The organism is Bacteroidota bacterium, from assembly GCA_016722565.1.
In the GTDB taxonomy this organism is placed as follows: domain Bacteria; phylum Bacteroidota; class Bacteroidia; order 2-12-FULL-35-15; family 2-12-FULL-35-15; genus 2-12-FULL-35-15.
On record JADKIU010000001.1, the window covers coordinates 414,337 to 434,214 of the forward strand.

Genomic DNA, 19,878 nt, shown 5'->3' on the forward strand with positions numbered 1-19,878 from the left:
CACAGTATTCCGCCTTTTGCTTTTCTCCCTTGATACCATTATATTTGCGAGCCCGTTCCTGATCGGAAACGTTCTGACGGGAAATCCTTTTTACAAAAAGCAAAAATGGCAGAAGACAGAATCAATTCAAGCAAAGCACCTGAGCCCGTAGGCGCTTATCCACACGCAAGAAAAGTTGGAAATTTATTATTCCTTTCAGGAGTTGGTCCGCGTGAACGTGGTACCAAAAAAATTCCCGGAGTGGAATTAGACGATAAAGGAAACATCGTTTCTTATGATATTGAAACGCAATGCAAATCTGTTTTTCAAAACATCAAATGGATTTTGGAAGAGGCCGGCAGCAGCTGGGATAATATTGTTGATGTACAAGTATTCTTGACAAATATGAAAGATGATTTCGCCACTTATAACAAAGTGTATGCAGAGTGGTTTAAAGACAATCAACCTTGCCGAACAACCATTGAAATCAATTGTTTGCCAACACCTATTGCGATTGAATTAAAAGTGATTGCGACCGTTTAATCTGATGGGGCTTTATCAAATCATTAAAATCATTCACATTTTAGCAGGAGCAACTGCTTTAATCACCGGACTCATTGCGATGCTTACTCGCAAAGGCGGTAAAGCACATCGTTTGAATGGCAAGCTCTATTTCTGGAGCATGGCCATCATTTTTGTTTCCAGCATTTATATGTCGCTTTACAAAGAAATGATCTTCTTTGTATTGATTGCTTTCTTTAGTTTTCAAGCAGCTTTTAGCGGATACCGTATCTTATATCTTAAAAAATTAAATCAAGGACAAAAGGCTGCAGCCCTTGATTATGTTGGTATCATTGTAGGTGGAATTGCAGCAATCTGTATGCTTTATTTAGGAATAGTTAATGCAAGCAAAAATAATACAGCCGGAATTGTTTTATTGGTTTTTGGAGTGTTTTATGCGTTGGGTGTGTGGCAAGAATGGCGAAAGTTTTCCAAACCGCCTACTGATAAAATGTTTTGGTATTATAAACACATTGGGCAAATGGGAGGCGCCTACATCGCTACCACAACGGCTTTCTTGGTGAATAATTATCGTTTGTTTCCTTTTATTCCAGGTGTTGTATTGTGGCTTCTGCCCACTGCTGTTGGTGTGGTAATCATCACACGTGTTATCAAAAAGTACAAAAAGCAGTATTCCGATAAAGCGTAAGCCTTTAAGCAATAGGTTTTTATAGATATTTTACTACCTTTGCAATCCTTTTTTAAACACGAATTGGATCATTCAATTATGAGCAAAAATTATAAAACCTATACCGGCCTCAACCTTTCGCAAACAGCGAAGGATGTTCAAAAGACCTGGGACGAAAATAATACCTTCGAAAAATCCATCACTTCGCGTGAAGGAAAAACTCCTTTTGTTTTTTATGAAGGACCGCCTAGCGCCAACGGATTACCAGGTATCCACCACGTAATGGCTCGTTCAATTAAGGATATTTTTTGTCGCTACAAAACACAAAAAGGCTTTCAGGTAAAACGTAAAGCCGGTTGGGATACGCATGGATTACCAATAGAATTAAGTGTTGAAAAGACCTTAGGAATCACAAAAGAAGACATTGGTAAAAAAATTACTGTTGAAGAGTACAACATTGCCTGCCGCAAAGATGTGATGAAATACACCGATGTATGGGCGGATGTAACTGCAAAAATGGGCTATTGGGTGGATATGGAACATCCATACATCACCTACGATAACAAATACATTGAAAGCGTTTGGTGGTTGTTGAGTAATTTATACTCGAAAGGTGCCATCTACAAAGGATTTACGATTCAACCGTATTCTCCTGCTGCTGGAACAGGACTTTCATCGCACGAATTGAACCAACCGGGATGTTATAGAGATGTGAAGGATAGAACGGCTGTTGCGATGTTTAAAGCAGTTCAAAGTCCAAAGTTGGAAAGTTTAAAGTTGGAGGGTGATGTTTACTTTTTAGCTTGGACCACTACCCCTTGGACATTGCCTTCTAATACTGCATTGGCGGTTGGAAAGAATATTGATTATGTTTTGGTGAAAACATTTAATCCTTTTTCTCATACACTTACAAATGTGATTCTTGCTAAAGAATTAGTGGGAAAACATTTTCCTGAAAAAAATAAAGAATTAAAATTCGAAGATTATAAACCTGGAGATAAAGCTATTCCTTTTCAAATTGTTTCTGAATTCAAAGGCTCTGACTTAGCAGGAATTTCTTACGAACAACTTTTACCATTTGCACAACCAACAGATGGTGATGCATTTAAAGTAATCATCGGTGATTTCGTTACTACAGAAGATGGAACAGGTATCGTACACATTGCTCCAAGTTTTGGTGCAGACGATTTTAGAGTGGCGAAACAAAACGGAATTGGGTCGTTAACATTGGTTGACAAACGTGGTAAATTTTTACCTGAAGTAAAAGACGGAACATTTTTGTATGGCGAAGAATATGTGAAAGAAGCGTATTTAACCGATGCAGAAAAAGAAGCGGAATTCAAAAATCAAAAATCCATTTTAGAAGCTGCCGGAAAAATAAAAGAGCTGAAAGCCTATCTAAGTGTGGATGAACGCATCGTTTTAAAATTACAGGAAGAAGGAAAACTTTTCAAAAAAGAAACCTACGAACACAGTTATCCGCATTGCTGGAGAACCGATAAACCTGTTTTGTATTATCCATTGGATTCATGGTTTATCAAAACGACTGATTACAAAGACAGAATGATTGCTTTGAACAAAACAATCAACTGGAAGCCGGAATCAACCGGTACTGGACGTTTTGGGAACTGGTTGGAAAATTTGAACGACTGGAATTTATCTCGTTCACGCTTTTGGGGAATTCCAATTCCAATCTGGACAAGTGAAGATAAATCCGAGCAAATTGTGATTGGTTCAGTAGAGGAGTTGAAAAAAGAAATTGAAAATGCTATTGCGAAAAAAGCAATGACAGAAAATCCACTTGCGAAATTTAACGCAGGTGATATGTCGGAAACAAATTACAATACATTTGATTTGCATAAACCGTATGCTGATAACATCGTGTTGGAACGCAATGGCAAAAAGCTTTTCCGTGAACCGGATTTAATTGATGTTTGGTTTGATTCCGGTGCAATGCCTTATGCGCAATTGCATTATCCGTTTGAAAACAAAGAATTAATTGATCAGAAAAAATATTATCCTGCTGATTTTATTGCGGAAGGTGTAGATCAAACACGTGGCTGGTTCTTTACTTTGCATGCCATCGCTACCATGTGTTTTGATTCGGTTGCTTTCAAAAATGTTGTTTCTAACGGATTGGTGTTGGATAAAAACGGACAAAAAATGAGTAAACGTTTGGGCAATGCTGTTGATCCATTCGAAACCATTGAGAAATACGGTCCGGATGCTACCCGCTGGTATATGATTACCAATGCGGCTCCTTGGGATAATTTGAAATTTGATATTGAAGGTATTGCAGAAGTACAACGTAAATTTTTCGGAACACTTCACAACACGTATTCATTCTTCGCATTGTATGCAAACGTGGATGGCTTCAATTACAAAGAAGGTGAAATCCCAATGTTGGAACGTGCGGAAATTGATCGTTGGATTATTTCTGAATTAAATACATTGATTAAAAAAGTTGACGAAGCCTATGCCGATTACGAGCCGCACCGTGCAGGTCGTTTAATCGAAAGTTTTGTGGATGAACATTTGAGTAACTGGTACGTGCGTTTGTGCAGAAGACGTTTCTGGAAAGGTGATTATACGCAAGATAAAATTGCTGCGTATCAAACATTATATCGTTGTTTGGAAGTAATCGCGCAACTTTCCGCTCCGATTGCACCATTTTTCATGGATCGTTTGTTTACAGATTTAAACTCAATTACCGGTCGTGATAAATCTCAATCCATTCACTTGAGTGATTTCCCTGTTTCAGATACATTCTTAATTGATAAAGATTTGGAAGAGCGTATGGAATTGGCGCAAAAGATTTCTTCAATGGTTTTATCGATTCGTAAAAAAGAAAATATTCGCGTGCGTCAACCATTGAATAAAATTCAGATTCCTGTTTTGGATGATTCCTACAAAGCAAAAATTGAAGCGGTAAAAGATTTGATTTTGTCGGAAGTGAATGTGAAGAGTTTGGATTTGGTAGATGAGTCGCAAACACAAATCGTGAAAAATCTGAAATTGAATTTCAAAACCTTGGGTAAAAAATGCGGGAAGCATATGAAGTCGGTACAAACCTTTGCGAATGAAAACGGACCGGCAATTATCTCGGGAATCGAAAAAACCGGCAAATTTGAGATGAAATTTGAAGGGGAAACGATTGTTTTGGAGACCGAAGATGTGGAAATCATCCCGGTGGACATTCCGGGATGGAAGGTTGCCAATTCGGGTCAATTGACTGTGGCTCTGGATGTTACAATTTCGGAAGGGTTGCGTGAGGAGGGACTTGCAAGAGAGTTGGTGAATCGAATTCAGAACTTGAGAAAGGATAGTAATCTGGAGGTTACAGACCGCATTGACGTGAAAATTCAGAGAAATTCTGCGATAAATTCAGCCATCAATAATAATTTGGACTATATTTGCGCGGAAATTTTGGCATCATCGCTCGAACTTGTTGATACTGTGGAGGCTACAAAAGGCTCAGAAGTTGAACTGGATGAGGAGATTAAGACCATGATTACAATAACTAAACTACTAAACTAATAATAACAACAAATGGCTAAAAAAACGCAAAAAGGTAAACCGGCTAAGAAAGCTGCTAAACCTGCAAAAAAAGCTGCAAAGAAAGCACCTAAGAAACCTGCAAAAAAAGCTGCACCTAAGAAAGCAAGCAAACCAAAAAAGCTGTAGCTAAAAAGGTGGTAAAAAAAGTGGCTCCTAAAAAAGCTGCTAAAAAAGTGGTAGCAAAAAAAGTAGCGAAGAAAGTTGCTCCTAAAAAAGTAGCAAAAAAAGTAGCGAAAGCAGCACCTAAAAAAGCAGTGAAAAAAGTAGTAGCTAAAAAAGTTGCTCCTAAAAAAGCTGTGAAACCAGTTGCAAAACCGGTTGCTAAAAAAGTAGAAGTTAAAAAAGTAGTAGCTCCAGCTAAACCTGTTGTTGTTGCAAAACCTGCTCCTGTTGTTAAAAAAGCAGAACCGGTTGCTAAGAAAAAAAGCCGTGAATTTGTAACAGATGATGATTATAGTTCAGACGAAGCACCAATGGTGGTAGAATACAAAACACCTTCTATCCGTAAACCAATGGGTCCTGCGCCTAAACCACATATCAATACAGATACACGTACACGTTATTCTGACAATGAATTAAAAGAATTCAAAGAATTGATTCTTAAAAAATTGACTGAAGCACAAAAAGATTACGAATTGTTAAAGAGCACATTGTCTCATAAAGATGATCATGGCACAGATGATACTTCTCCTACCTTCAAATTGTTAGAAGATGGTTCTGATGTATTGTCGAAAGAAGAAACAGCGCACTTAGCAAGCCGTCAAGAGAAATTTATTCAAAACCTTCAAAATGCATTAATTCGTATCGAAAACAAAACATACGGAATTTGCAGAGCGACCGGTAAATTGATTTCTAAAGAACGTTTGAGAAGCGTTCCTCACGCTACATTAGCGATTGAAGCAAAACTAGAGCAAAATTCTTAATACGATTACCCTGTTTTCATAAAAAGCTGTTCTTACTGGAACAGCTTTTTTTTCGCAGTTTTAAGCCAAGTATTTTTTACTTTTGTCCTGAAGGAATTCATTAAAATCATTTTTGTGAGAAAACCATTATTAATTGTCTTTATTGTTTTATTGATTGATCAGCTAATCAAGATTTATGTGAAAACACATTTTTTCCTCGGAGAAGAAGTGCGCATGGCTGGCGATTGGGCAATCATTCATTTTACTGAAAACAATGGAATGGCATATGGGATGGAATTTGGTGGTGAATTTGGAAAGCTGTTCTTAAGTGTTTTCAGAATCATTGCCGTGGGTGGTATTGGCTATTACTTGTGGACATTGGCAAAAGCGAAAGAAGATAAACGATACATTGTAAGTATCGCTCTGATTTTTGCCGGAGCAATTGGGAATATTCTCGACAGTGCTTTTTATGGAATGCTGTTCAGTGATAGCAATTATGAAGTAGCACGTTTCCTCCCTGAAGAAGGTGGTTATGCATCCTTCTTGCACGGGAAAGTAGTGGATATGTTTTATTTTCCGGTGATTCAAGGTCATTTCCCTTCTTGGTTCCCGATCTGGGCAACCGAAGAATTTGAGTTCTTTCGTCCCGTTTTCAACTTTGCCGATTTCTCCATCAGCGTTGGTGTAGGAATGATTATTCTTTATCAAAAACGATTCTTCGGGAAAAAGAAAGTTGCAGACACTTCGACTCCGCTCAATGTGACAGAGAATGTTGCTGCACCAACAGCAACAGATCCTACCATTGAAGAAGTAGGTCAATAATTCGTTTTGATGGAATGAATTTTTCAAAAATAAAACGATACTTCATTCTTCTTACGCTTGCAGGATTGTTATTTACATCCCTCCATTTTTATTACAACACCTTTTTATTGCCAAGCTTTTTACTAAAAGAAGTAATCGCTCAACCTGTTGATGTGATTATTGTTCCCGGTGTTCAGTATAACGGACTTAAATGGAACATGGTGATGAAATGGCGTCTGTATTGGTCGGTTTACCTCTATAAAAGCGGATTCGCAAAAAACATTATTTACAGTGGAAGTGCCGTTTATTCGCCTTACACCGAAGCAGCCATTATGGCGCTGTATGCTGAAAAGATGGGCGTTCCCAGGGAGCATATCTTTTTGGAAACCAAAGCAGAACATACCACCGAAAATTTATATTACGGTTATCAATTGGCAAAAGAAAAGGGTTTTAAAACAGTAGCAATGGCAACAGATCCGTTTCAATCTAACATGATATCGCCTTATGTCGATAAATTCAATTTGGATATTAGTCTTGTCCCCATTGCCATTCCCTTGCTTTCAAAAATTGAAATGAAAGATTTTGAAATTGAAAGTTCAAAAGCATATCAACTGAATTTTGTTTCGATTGAAGTAAGAGAAACACCGGAGGAACGAGAATTTTATTCGAAAGGTGGGAGGATTCCTGTTGGGAAAGAGTAGTTGCTTGATTGCAATTTTGATTGAAAGAAACGTCATTGCAAAGAACCTTCATCATGAAAGAATCGTCATTGCGAGGAACGAAGCAATCTTTGCCAATTGGGAACTCGACTCCTCCTCGTGAGAGATTGCTTCGTTCCTCGCAATGAGGTCCTAAACTAATTTTTTACTTACCAAATACTCAGCAATCTGAATCGCATTCGTAGCAGCGCCTTTGCGTAGGTTATCCGAAACAATCCACATGTTTAATGTTTTTGGTTGTGTTTCATCTCTGCGCAAACGACCAACAAATACTTCATCTTTATCATGCGCATCCATCGGCATTGGGTATTTTAAATTTTTCACATCATCTACCAAAATTACTCCCGGTGCATTTTGTAAAATCGTACGAACTTCATTCATGTCAAACTCATTCGTAAATTCAATGTTCACACTTTCACTATGTCCACCCATCACCGGAATACGCACTGTTGTTGCCGTTACACGAATGTTGTTATCCATAATTTTTTTGGTTTCATTCACCATTTTCATTTCTTCCTTGGTATAACCATTATCGGTAAATACATCAATTTGTGGAATTACATTTAAATCGATTGGATACGCATAAGCCATTTCTCCTTTTATTCCTTTGCGTTCGTTCATTAGCTGATCAACCGCTTTAACACCCGTTCCAGTAACCGATTGATACGTAGAAACAACAATCCGTTGAATGTTGTATTTTTTATGCAATGGATTTAAAGCCACCACCATCTGAATAGTAGAACAGTTTGGATTCGCAATAATTTTATCCGTTGCAGTTAATTCTTCTGCATTAATTTCCGGAACCACTAATTTTTTTGTTGCATCCATGCGCCATGCAGATGAGTTATCGATCACGGTAATACCAGCAGCAGCAAATTTTGGAGCCCACTCCAACGAAGTGCCTCCACCTGCTGAAAATAAAGCAACGTTTGGTTTCATATCAATAGCGGTTTGCATTCCGACCACCTTAAACTTTTTTCCTTTATACGAAACTTCCTTACCAACCGAACGCTCGGATGCTACAGGGATTAGTTCTGTTACCGGAAAATTACGTTCTTCCAATACTTGAATCATTTTGGTGCCGACTAAGCCGGTTGCGCCTACTACTGCTACTTTCATATGTTATTTATTTTTAAAATAAAAAAACCTTTCCAACTTGGAAAGGTTTCTGTGATTATACGTTTATATACAAAACACTAGTTTACCTTCCCGCTGTGGAAACGTTTCTTACCGTGCTTTTTATTTTTTAATGTCATTTTCATTGAACGCAACAAAGCTAATTTGTTTTTTTTAATTGGCAAAAACTTTTGATTAATTATTTAATCATTTCTTAATTTTGCTCTCCCCCCTTTTTCCTATATTTACTTGATAATTATGATAGGAATGCGCTCGATTGTTTTCTTCTTTTTGCTACTTACTTCTTTTGGTAGCGCTCAGGTTACTGACAATTTCACTGATGGTGACTTTACTGCTGCTCCCGTTTGGAGTGGTGATGTAGCCGATTTTACGGTGGTAGGCGGACAATTACGTTCCAATTCCTCAACAGCATCTTATGGTTTTCATTTGAGTACGCCTTCAACAACGGCTACCAATGCGCAATGGGAACTGTATATCAATCTTCAATTTCCTACTTCCTCCGCAAATTATACCGATATCTATTTAATGTCGGATTCGGCAAATTTAGAAAGTACTACCAACAGTGGCTATTTTGTAAGAATTGGAAATACCACCGATGAGATTAGTCTTTACAAACGTACCTCCGGAACCAATTTAAAAATTATTGATGGACTTGATGGACAAACCAATTTATCAAACAATCTAATCAAACTAAAAGTAACACGAGATGCCACCAACCTTTGGACCTTGCAACGCGATTTAACCGGAACCGGTTCCAGTTATTTTACTGAAGGCAGTGTTATCGATGCAGCCATCACGACTTCTGCTTATTTCGGAATTTTTATCCAGCAATCTACCGCAACATTTCATCTCAAGCATTTTTACGATGATATATATGTCGGTCCGATTATTTTAGATGTAACCGCTCCAACCATTGTTTCATCCACGGTTATTTCCAGCACCCAAGTAGATGTATTGTTTGATGAAAATGTTGATTTGACAACGTCTCAAACACTTACAAATTATTCAGCGGATAATGGATTAGGAAATCCATCGGTTGCAACACGTGATGCTACCAATTTAAGTTTGGTGCATTTAACCTTTGCAACAGTATTCACCAACGCATTGTTAAATACCTTAACTGTAATTAATGTTCAAGATTTAAGTGCGAATGCCATTACAACCGCAACTACAGGCTTTACTTATATCGCTCCTGTTGTTGCTGCTTACAGAAATGTTATCATCAACGAAATTTATGCGGATCCTTCACCTGTTGTTGGTTTGCCGGCAATAGAATTTATTGAGTTATACAATAACAGCACGAATACCTTTGATTTGAATGGATGGAAGTTTACCGATGGAACTTCTACAGGAACGTTAGGAAGTTTTATTTTAGCACCGAATCAATATGTGATTCTTTGTCCGATGGCGGATACTTCTCTCTTTTCCCCTTTTGGAAATACACTTGGTTTAACAACCTTTCCTTCACTGAACAATACTGGAGATAATTTGCATTTATTGACGGATTTGTTAGTGCCCATTGATTCTGTTAATTATTCGGATACTTGGTACCAAGATGCAATTAAAGATGATGGCGGTTGGACATTGGAGTTAATCAATCCGAATGCACCTACTGGTTGTCCAATTGCAAACAACTGGATTGCTTCTAGCAATGCAGCAGGTGGAACGCCCGGAATTCAAAACAGCGTTTACTCAACGGTTGCCGATGTTACCTTGCCAAGCATTGCAAGTATTACTGTTGTTGATTCAACTCACATTACCGTTTGTTTTTCTGAAGCCTTGGATGGTTCTCAAATTGCTGTTCTCGCGAATTACAGCATAAACAATGGAATCGGGAATCCGGTTTCTGCACTTGCAAACAGTGGTTTAAATTGTGTGGATTTTGTTTTAGCAACATCGTTGATGTCGGATTCTTCTTACATCTTGTCAACCACCAGCCTGAGTGATTGCTCCGGAAACATGCTTAGTCCGGGTATCGCCAATTTCTCTTACCACATCGTCCAGCCCTTTGATATTGTAATCAATGAGATTATGGCAGATCCGGATCCTGTTGTTACGATATTGCCAAATAACGAATATGTTGAGTTCTACAATACTACAGCATTCCCGATTAACCTTAATAATTGGAAATTTTCTGCCGGCACCAACACAAAAATTTTACCGAGTATCATTGTGCCTGCTGATAGTTTTATTGTGATAACATCCGTTACTGGATTAGCGGGAATGCCTGTGGGAATCAATGCAGAGGCCTTGGTTAGTTTTCCTTCGTTAACAAATACCGGACAAATTCTCACTTTGCAATCGCCACAAGGAATGGTGATTTCAACCGTTTCTTATTCCGATGCTTGGTATCAGGATGTTGTTAAAAAAGAAGGTGGTTATAGTTTGGAACAAATAGATCCTTCAAATCCTTGTGCCGGAATGAATAATTGGCGCGCCTCCAACAATTCAAATGGTGGAACACCCGGAGTGCAGAACTCTATTGATGCAAGTAATCCTGATAATACACCACCTCAAGTTGTGCGTGTAAGTGTTATTGCAACAGACACCATTCAATTGTATTTTAACGAACCCTTGGATAGTGCATCCATGATGAATCCTGCAATTTATACAATTGATAACAGCGTAGGAAACCCAACACTCGTTCACGTGATTGCACCAGATTATAAAAGTGTGCGTTTAACATTGGGAACAACGTTATCATTGGGAACAATTTATACGATTACAGTTAACAATGTCATTACCGATTGTGTTGGAAATCCACTGGGAACTGATAATTCAGCGCGTTTTGCTATCCCGGAACCTGCTGCTGCAAAAGATATTGTAATCAATGAGATTTTGTTTAATCCCAAAACACCCGGTGTTGATTTTGTAGAAATTTATAATCGTTCCAACAAAGTAATTGATTTAAAAACAATTTCTATTTCCGAATTTGATACGATTACAAATACGATTCTTGCTCCGGAAACAATTTCAACAGATGGTTATTTGATTTTTCCGCAAGAATATATTTTGTTGAGTGAGGACGGTGCAATCGTTCAATCACAGTTCACCACCACCAATCCGGAAGGGTTTTTAGACATGGCTAATCTTCCTACGATGAATGATGATGGGGGAACGGTTTGTTTATCAACGGCTACAGAGATCATCGACAATTTTAAATATTACGACAACATGCACTTTGGTTTGTTGAATGAAACAGAAGGCATTTCCTTGGAGCGAATTGATTTTGAACGTTTGACACAAGACCGCACCAATTGGCATTCAGCAGCCGAAGCAGTTGGTTTTGCAACACCTGCGTATAAAAATTCTCAGTATTCCGATGCCGGAGAAACTGAAAGTGCCATTGAAATTACACCCGAAGTGTTTTCACCGGATGAAGATGGAGTAGCAGATGTAGTAAATATCAATTACCATTTTGATACACCCGGATTTACTGCAAACGTAACGGTTTACGATAGCAAAGGTAGAATTGTAAAACACCTGATTCAAAGTGAATTGTTAGGCGTAAAAGGAACGTTCTCTTGGGATGGAATTAATGACGACCGCGAAAAAGCAAGAATCGGAATTTATATTTTCTACTTCGAAGTGTTTGATTTAACAGGCACCGTAAAACATTACAAAAAGACTTGCGTGTTAGCAGGGAAGCTCTAAAAGATCCATTTATGACGAATAAAACAACAAGCTCTTTTGCAATAGGTGAAGGAAAGATTAGTGGCTATGCATCTATTTTCTTAGCATCACTTTCTTTTCTTGCCGTTTTCTGTTTTAAGTTTCCAGAAATTTTTACTTCTCCTCAGTTTAGAGAAGTGTACACTGGTGAATCAATGAAACTATTGCTCACAACAGTAATAATTGCCTCTTTCTTTTTTGCAGTCGTTAGTTTTATGTTGAGTAAAAAGAAATCATGGGCCTTAATCGGAATTCTGATTTCGGTGCTTACGATTTTAATTGGTGGCTTTAGTGTCGAAGGTAGAGCTGTTGGAAAAACAACATGGCATTTGGGATTGGATTGGATGCTATTGGATTTATTATTGATGGCATTGATATTTATTCCAATTGAAATGGTTTGGCCTAAGAACAAAGAACAGTCCCGATTTCATGAAGAGTGGCGAACGGATTTGGTGTATTTTGTCATCAGCCATTTGTTCATTCAATTTTTCGGAGTGTTTACTCAAAAGCCCGCTGCATTGTTTTTTGGTTGGATTGGTCTTTCCGGAATTCATGCATGGGTGAATAGTCTGCCCTTTGTAGTAGAATTGTTTTTAGCATTTTTTATTACGGATTTATTCCAATACTGGGCGCATCGTTTTTTTCATTCCAGAGCCTATTTGTGGCGCTTTCATTCTATCCATCATTCAACAAAAAACATGGATTGGTTAGCAGGTAGCCGAACGCATTTTGTAGATATTTTTGTGGTGCGTTCATTCACATTTATTCCGTTGTATGTATTCGGATTTTCCTCACTTACATTTAATACATACATTATATTTATGGCCATTCATGCGGTGTTGATACATTCAAATACCAGAATAAATTTTGGTTTTTTGAAATATATTTTTGCAACTCCTCAATATCATCATTGGCATCATTGTGAAGATCCGAAATACTATGGTAAGAATTTTGCAACAATATTCCCTTTTATTGATAAGATATTTGGCACCTATTATTTGCCCGGGACTACTTGGCCGGAAGGAACCGGAGTGCACGAAGGAAATTATCCCAAAGGATATGTTAAACAATTGGTACATCCATTTACAAAGAGTCCATTTGATAACGATTTAAATATGACAGATCGTACGAGTAGGTAACCTACCTCAACTTTATACAAACATTCTTCGGCTCCGTAAAGAAATGAAGTGCTTCAAAACCACCTTCACGTCCCACACCGGAGCTTTTTACGCCTCCAAATGGAGTTCTTAAGTCGCGCAACAACCAACAGTTAATCCATACAATTCCTGCATGAATATTATTCGCAACGCGGTGTGCACGGGTTAAATTTTCTGTCCATACAGTCGATGCTAAACCATATTGTGTTGCATTCGCAAACAGCAATACTTCTTCTTCTGTATCAAACGGTATGATGGTTACAACGGGTCCGAAGATCTCTTCCATGTTTGTTCTGCAATTGTAGGTTAATCCTTCAATCACTGTTGGAGCAATGTAATAACCTTCGGCAAATTCCCCTTCTAATTTCACCTGTGTTCCACCGCACAATACTTTTCCGCCTTCTTGTTTTGCCAATTCAACATACGACAATACTTTTTCCATGTGCGGTTTTGAAACCACCGCACCAATTCGTGTATCATCGGCAGCTGGATTTCCAACTTTCATTTTTTGTACACGAGCAACAAATTCGGTTTTGAATTTTTCGTATAGTGGACGTTCCACCATAATGCGGGAGCCGCAAAGACAAATTTGTCCTTGATTTGCGAAGGACGATTGCAAAGTGGTTTTCATCATTTTTTCAAAATCACAATCTGCAAAAATGATGTTCGGGTTTTTCCCGCCAAGTTCTAACGACAATTTCTTAAACATCGGTGCAGCCACTTTCGCAATTTCAGCACCTGTTTTTGTTCCACCGGTAAACGAAATCAATGGAATTTTTGGATGAGCTGTGATTGCGGATCCTACTTTATGTCCGTATCCATGAACGATATTTAAAACACCTTTTGGTAAGCCGGCTTCAATGCACAATTCAGAAAGTAAATAGGCCGTCATCGGTGTTACTTCCGAAGGTTTTGCCACCACACAATTTCCAGCAGCAATAGCAGGAGCGATTTTCCAGGTGAATAGGTACAATGGTAAATTCCAAGGAGAAATACAACCGGCAACACCTACTGCATTGCGCACAGTATAGTTAATGGCAGTGTCTTCCATCGAATGACTTTCAGAAGCATAATGTAAAATACCTGTTGCATAAAAATGAAAGTTGGCGGCAGCACGTGGAATATCCACCATCTTCGCCAAGGAAACAGGTTTTCCATTATCCACCGATTCAGCAACAGCCAAGCGGTCCAGATTTTTTTCAATCAAAGCAGAAACTGCTAACATGATGCGGGAACGCTCATCTTTGGGTGTTGTACTCCAAGCTGGAAATGCATTCTGTGCAGCAGTTACAGCTAATTCAACGTCTTTTTCGTCTGAATCCGGAATAAGAGAATATACTTTCCCGGTAGCTGGGTTATAATTGTCGATGTACTGTTTGCCTGTTGGCTCGATGAGTTCACCGTTGATGTAGTTTTTTATTTTTAGCATAATTACCACTAAGACACTAAGTTCACATAGCTTCACTAAGGCTTAGTGCTTCTTAGTGTTCTTAGCGCCTTAGTGGTGAATTTTATTTCTTCAAATTTAATGAAAATAAAATAAAAAAGACCCCTTTCGGAGCCTTTTTCATCATTGCTAATTTGCACGAAATCTTTTCATGGATGGTAGATAGATTTACTCAACAATGATTTTCTCTGTAGTAGACGCTTTGTTTTGGATAAAGTTTAAAAAGTAGGTACCCTTTTTTCCTAAAGGAATCTCTTTACTATATTTTCCACCCACTTTTTGTGTATCGTAAAACACTTGTTTGCCATTTTCATCCAATACACTTACGTTCATGGGTTCCTTGCTATTGGTTTCAATTTCCACCTTAGCAGTTGTGTTTTTAATGCTGATACTCACATTTAAATTGCTTTTTTCTTTTGATGCTCCTTCTGTACGAATTTCTTTCTTTACAATCTTTTTCTCATTCCCTGATTTAGCATCTCCAGTGCCACCTTCCGGAAGCGTAGACTTAACAATTACCTTCATTTCTTTGCCATTTTCATCTGTAATTATTTCTAGATCTCCGCCATCGTCATCAATCGTATAGGCATAAGCCATTGCTTCGCCATCATGCTTTTCATCGTTAATCACAATTTTCTTCACAATTTTTTTTGTTCCTTTTTTGTCTCCCTCCTCATTGATGATTATTTCCATCTCTTTCTCCATTTTAGCCATTTCTTTTTCATCCAAATTACTTTCGGTGATGGTGGTATCCCCATTGACAATGGTAATGGTTTTTACTTTTGGGCTTTGCGCATACGATACGCTTGCCATTGTTGTCACAAGCACGAAGCTCATAAATGCTGTGGTGTAATTTCTGTTCATGGTTTTTAGTTTTTTAAAATGAGTATGAATGCGTTTGTTTTTTGTAGCTAGAAATTTCTGAGGCAAACATAGACTACATTCAAACCTACCGGTGTTAAAGCCTTGTTAAACCCTGTTAAATTATGTTAAGTCGGGTTTCTACACTTGCTAAACCCTTATTTTTGGGGAATATTAATGATGAACAAAGGGAACATACGCATTATTACCATCATGGCAAGCTTGGCATTGCTTGGACTGATAGCGATACAAATCTATTGGGTAAACAATGCAATTACACTTGGTGAAGAACGTTTCGAACAAAGTGTAAATGAAGCATTGAACAATGTTGTGTTGCGTTTGGAGAAACATTCGGCTGCTGCTAAAATCACACAAAAATTTAACTTCAGGAAGCAAGGAATCATTACCGCCAGCATTGGTGGCCCTCTTCATAAAAACAAAGAATTGGTGTGTGATTCAATGATCGACAATAAAAATTGCGTCATCCAAAACAACAATGTCAACGTAAAAATTATTGAAGAATATTCAACCGACTCCAATGGCGTAGTCATAAAAAAGATGCGCCAAAAGAATACACCAGCGATACCGCTTCCGGTAATTTTCACCAACGTGTAGAAGAAGATGGTCCTTCTTTCTTTCAGCAGTTTGCTTCTGAATCCAACCAAAATTGGATTTCTCACAAGAACGAAATGGTAAACGACATTTTTGATGAGTTGGTAAGCGTGAATGTTTATAATGGATTTAGCCAGAAGGTCGATACTGTATTATTAGATTCTATTTTAAAATTTGAGTTGCTTCAAAAAGGCGTTTCTGCAAAGTATGATTTTGCTGTCACCTCCTCTAAAAACATACCAGCCGATTCAGTTGCCATTTCGGAAAGAGGAAAAAAAATTTATGAATCACCTTTTAAGGTAAACCTTTCACCCGATAATATTTTTATTAAACCAAAGTTTCTTTCTGTTTATTTTCCAAATCAGCACCGCTATCTGGTAAGTTCTATGTGGGGATTGCTCTTGGTTTCATTAGCGTTTATGTTAGCTTTGATTTTTTCGTTTTACTATACCATCTCTACCATTTTCAAACAAAAGAAACTATCGGAGATTAAAAATGATTTTATCAGTAACATGACGCACGAGTTCAAAACACCGATATCCACCATCTCCTTGGCGGTAGAAGTGTTGAATGATAAATCCGTTGAGAAATCGCAGGAGCGTGTGAGCAACTATGTGAAAATGATTGGCGATGAAAACAAACGTTTGAGTCTATTGGTGGAGAACATCCTGCAAACAGCTATTTTGGATAAAGGGGAGTTTAAATTAAAAGTGCAAAGCATCGACATTCACAATTTAATTGAGCAAACATTCACAAACATTAAATTACAAGTTGAAAATAAAGAAGGACAAATTACTTCGCAATTAAATGCAACAAAGCCTGTTATTAATGCCGACAGGGTGCACATTACGAACATCCTGTTTAATTTAATTGACAATGCATTGAAATATTCGAAAGACAATCCGGATATTATCGTTAGTACTAAAAATGATGATGAAGGAATTTTTATTTCCGTGCAAGACAATGGAATTGGGATTAGCAAAGACAACCAAAAACGTATTTTTGATACCATGTATCGTGAACCTACCGGAAACATTCACAATGTGAAAGGTTTCGGATTGGGCTTGAGTTACGTAAAAGCTGTTGTTGAGAAACATGGCGGCTCTATAAAAGTAGAAAGTGAATTGGGCAAAGGAAGTATGTTTACCTTGTATTTGCCTTTTGAAATAAAAAATTAATATTCTCCATACATGGAGAATAATTTGTGGAATAATGGGACTTAGAAAACCTGCCACTGATTCACAGATTAAAAAATTAAAGGCAGATTTATTGCCATAGGCAATGATTTTTTGAGTGTTAAAATTGTTCTATTTATTATTCATGTAAAAAATCTGTGAATCTGTGGCAGATAGTTTACATGCATTCAAAGACGAAGAGTTAAAAATTTAATCTATATTAGAAACATGGAAAAAACAAAAGTATTATTGGTGGAAGATGATCCGAACTTAGGAAGTCTTTTAAAAGAATATCTGGAAGCAAAAGGCTTTTCAACTGTTTTAGCAACAGATGGAAAACAAGGATATGATGTTTTTTCAAAAGATAAATTCGGAATCTGTATTCTGGATGTGATGATGCCCGTGAAAGACGGTATCACACTTGCGAAAGAAATCAGAGCCATTGACCCCAATATTCCAATTGTGTTTTTAACGGCCAAATCCATGAAAGAAGATGCCATTGAAGGCTTTTCGGTTGGAGCGGACGACTACATTACCAAGCCTTTCAGCATGGAAGAATTGTTGCTACGCATCAAAGCCATTTTGCGTAGAACAGACAATAAAACAATTAAAAATTCAGATCAGGAAGAATTTAAAATTGGGAAATATAAATTCGACTATAAACACCAAGTATTGGATTTAAAAGGAGTACAACATAAACTAACTACAAAGGAAGCAGAACTTTTAAAATTGCTTTGCTTGCACGCCAACGATGTGTTGGATAGAAATTTTGCCTTAAAATCCATCTGGAACGATGATAATTATTTCAACGGACGAAGCATGGATGTTTACATTGCGAAACTCAGAAAATATCTAAAAGAAGATGCTTCGGTTGAGTTAATCAACGTTCACGGAAAAGGATTTAAATTGTTGACCGGAAAATAGCAGGAGCAAAAAAACTATTTGAAATAGGTGTCTTCCAGCTTCACATTCGCTATAACAATCACCATTATTTCTTTTAGTTTATACACGTAATAATTCGATTTGTCCTTTGTAAACTTCGTAACATCTACATTGTATTTTGTACTCTTAAATGATGTTTGATTGTTAAAAAAGGACACCATTTGATTATAGACATCCGTAAAGTTTTTTGAAAAATCATTCTTCGGACCATTCACAAAATAAATTTCTGTGATTTGTTGTTTGTCGGTAATCAACGATAATATTTTAATCTCACCATCAGCAGGAGTTTTTTCGTTGGAATAGGATGTCGCACCTTTCAGCAAAGCATTTTGTGGATTTTCTACCGCATGCTCTACCTTAAAATAATGTTTTTTAAACAACTCATTTTCATAAGCGGTGCGGTTATAACCCATACAGTTTTTTACAAACCCTAATGACATTAATTGTGCAGAAGCTGTAACACTGAAGATCGATGCGATTGCGATGATGATGATTTTTTTACTCATTTTTGAGGTTTTACTTAAGGTATTCGTGAATACTTCGTATTTCATGTGTGATATAATTTAAAAGAAACTATTGTAAAATAATTTTTCCTTGTTTTGCTTTTTTGTTTTTCACTCGGATGTTGTAAAAATAAATTCCTTTGGCCTGGCTTGTTAAATCAATTGTAATTGATGCATTTTTTGTAACGGTCTTATAAATGATTCTTCCGGTAATGTCCAATATCTCAATCGTGTTTTCATCTTCTAAGTTTGAGAATAAAAATTTTCCGGTGCTTGGATTCGGATACACATTTACCGATAAGGTTGCAGACTCATCAATACTTGTACCGGAAACATAAAAGTGACGAACTTCGGAGTACGGACTAAAATGTCCGCCATTGTTGGTGCGTACACGCCAGAAATATTTGTTGCCATAGGATAATCCTGTTACCGTGTAAGCATTTGTTCCTACATCCACCGATTTAAACGTGGTAGCAAATGTTGAATCTGTTGATACTTCCACATGGTAAATAATGCCGTCACTCTGTGCAATCCAATTTAATGGTTTTGCTGTTGAAGCGCCCACCGAACCATTTACAGGCAGGTTTAAGGTAGGTGCAACGGGAACTGTATCATTCGAACCGATATAGGTAATGAACATTTCGATTTTTTGTAAAGGATTATCAGACGCATCTCTTGGCGCATTCACAATCGTATCAACAATGTCCATTCCGGAGGTGACTCTTCCATAAACTGAATATTGTCCGTTTAACCATGCAGCCGTTGCTACACAAATAAAAAATTGAGAGTTGGCGCTGTTGATTGATGTATCTCTTGCAGCAGATAACCGTCCACGAATATGGCGAGCAGCAGTAAATTCAGCATTTACGGTAGGTTGACTGGGGTCACCCAATCCCCACGTAGAGATGGGTCCGCTTCTGGAATTCGGGTCACCCCCTTGAATCATAAAACCAGGAATCACACGGTGAAAGGCGGTGCTATCATAAAAAGAAGTATTCACCAAACTATCAAAATTAGCAGTATGCAAGGGAGCAATGTTGGGGAACAACTCAATGGTGGTGGTTCCTAAATAGATCCCGGCACGCTTTGTCAGGATTTCATACATGGGCTTACCCGTGAATACCCGCGTTTGTGAAAACCCGGAGGTAAGGAGAAATACAAATGAGAAAAGAAGTAAGTGTTTTTTCATGAAGTAAATATAGGGAAAGAAGCTTAGAAATAAAA

16 protein-coding genes are annotated in these 19,878 nt (G+C 37.7%); 11 read left to right on the forward strand and 5 right to left on the reverse strand.

Annotation, left to right across the window (positions count from 1 at the left end; all coding sequences use genetic code 11):
* Positions 1-105 precede the first annotated feature (105 nt).
* The 6 genes from IPP64_01615 (at position 106) to IPP64_01640 (ending at position 7,130) form a co-directional block, all read left to right on the forward strand.
* Entirely contained in the window at positions 106-522 is a 417-nt protein-coding gene (locus IPP64_01615) for a RidA family protein (GenBank protein MBL0328132.1), read from the forward strand.
* Between the two features lie 4 nt (positions 523-526).
* Positions 527-1,189 (forward strand): DUF2306 domain-containing protein, encoded by a 663-nt coding sequence (locus IPP64_01620; protein ID MBL0328133.1) that lies wholly within the window; start codon positions 527-529, stop codon positions 1,187-1,189.
* A gap of 78 nt (positions 1,190-1,267) precedes the next feature.
* Positions 1,268-4,705: an isoleucine--tRNA ligase gene (locus tag IPP64_01625; protein MBL0328134.1), complete on the forward strand. Its 3,438-nt coding sequence runs from the start codon at positions 1,268-1,270 to the stop codon at positions 4,703-4,705.
* Between the two features lie 533 nt (positions 4,706-5,238).
* Positions 5,239-5,649: a TraR/DksA family transcriptional regulator gene (locus tag IPP64_01630; GenBank protein MBL0328135.1), complete on the forward strand. Its 411-nt coding sequence runs from the start codon at positions 5,239-5,241 to the stop codon at positions 5,647-5,649.
* A 105-nt stretch (positions 5,650-5,754) separates the two neighbouring features.
* Positions 5,755-6,450 (forward strand): lipoprotein signal peptidase, encoded by a 696-nt coding sequence (locus IPP64_01635; GenBank protein ID MBL0328136.1) that lies wholly within the window; start codon positions 5,755-5,757, stop codon positions 6,448-6,450.
* Between the two features lie 14 nt (positions 6,451-6,464).
* Positions 6,465-7,130 carry a YdcF family protein gene (locus IPP64_01640; protein MBL0328137.1) on the forward strand — a complete coding sequence of 222 codons (666 nt, stop codon included), beginning with the start codon at positions 6,465-6,467 and terminating at the stop codon, positions 7,128-7,130.
* Positions 7,131-7,280: 150 nt separating this feature from the next.
* Here the strand turns inward: IPP64_01640 and IPP64_01645 are convergent, their stop codons facing one another.
* Positions 7,281-8,267 carry an aspartate-semialdehyde dehydrogenase gene (locus tag IPP64_01645; GenBank protein ID MBL0328138.1) on the reverse strand — a complete coding sequence of 329 codons (987 nt, stop codon included), beginning with the start codon at positions 8,265-8,267 and terminating at the stop codon, positions 7,281-7,283.
* A 264-nt stretch (positions 8,268-8,531) separates the two neighbouring features.
* Here IPP64_01645 and IPP64_01650 point away from each other — a divergent pair, with 264 nt between their 5' ends.
* Positions 8,532-11,939: a lamin tail domain-containing protein gene (locus IPP64_01650; GenBank protein ID MBL0328139.1), complete on the forward strand. Its 3,408-nt coding sequence runs from the start codon at positions 8,532-8,534 to the stop codon at positions 11,937-11,939.
* Positions 11,940-11,950: 11 nt separating this feature from the next.
* Positions 11,951-13,096 (forward strand): sterol desaturase family protein, encoded by a 1,146-nt coding sequence (locus IPP64_01655; protein ID MBL0328140.1) that lies wholly within the window; start codon positions 11,951-11,953, stop codon positions 13,094-13,096.
* Between the two features lies 1 nt (position 13,097).
* Here the strand turns inward: IPP64_01655 and IPP64_01660 are convergent, their stop codons facing one another.
* Both IPP64_01660 and IPP64_01665 read right to left on the reverse strand, forming a co-directional pair.
* Entirely contained in the window at positions 13,098-14,543 is a 1,446-nt protein-coding gene (locus tag IPP64_01660; GenBank protein ID MBL0328141.1) for an aldehyde dehydrogenase, read from the reverse strand.
* Between the two features lie 186 nt (positions 14,544-14,729).
* Positions 14,730-15,425, reverse strand: coding sequence for a T9SS type A sorting domain-containing protein (locus IPP64_01665; protein ID MBL0328142.1), 696 nt, complete (start codon positions 15,423-15,425; stop codon positions 14,730-14,732).
* Positions 15,426-15,602: 177 nt separating this feature from the next.
* Between IPP64_01665 and IPP64_01670 the strand changes: the two genes are divergently transcribed.
* The 3 genes from IPP64_01670 to IPP64_01680 all read left to right on the forward strand — a co-directional run bounded on the left by IPP64_01670 (position 15,603) and on the right by IPP64_01680 (position 18,133).
* On the forward strand, positions 15,603-16,037 hold the full coding sequence (locus IPP64_01670; protein MBL0328143.1) for a hypothetical protein: 435 nt from the start codon (positions 15,603-15,605) through the stop codon (positions 16,035-16,037).
* 74 nt (positions 16,038-16,111) lie between these two features.
* Positions 16,112-17,212 (forward strand): HAMP domain-containing histidine kinase, encoded by a 1,101-nt coding sequence (locus tag IPP64_01675; protein MBL0328144.1) that lies wholly within the window; start codon positions 16,112-16,114, stop codon positions 17,210-17,212.
* 225 nt (positions 17,213-17,437) lie between these two features.
* On the forward strand, positions 17,438-18,133 hold the full coding sequence (locus tag IPP64_01680) for a response regulator transcription factor (protein MBL0328145.1): 696 nt from the start codon (positions 17,438-17,440) through the stop codon (positions 18,131-18,133).
* 14 nt (positions 18,134-18,147) lie between these two features.
* On the opposite strand, the gene IPP64_01685 is transcribed toward IPP64_01680, so the two are convergent.
* A complete protein-coding gene (locus tag IPP64_01685; protein ID MBL0328146.1) occupies positions 18,148-18,702 on the reverse strand; it encodes a hypothetical protein in 555 nt (184 codons plus the stop codon).
* A 22-nt stretch (positions 18,703-18,724) separates the two neighbouring features.
* Entirely contained in the window at positions 18,725-19,843 is a 1,119-nt protein-coding gene (locus tag IPP64_01690; GenBank protein MBL0328147.1) for a peptidylprolyl isomerase, read from the reverse strand.
* Positions 19,844-19,878 lie beyond the last annotated feature (35 nt).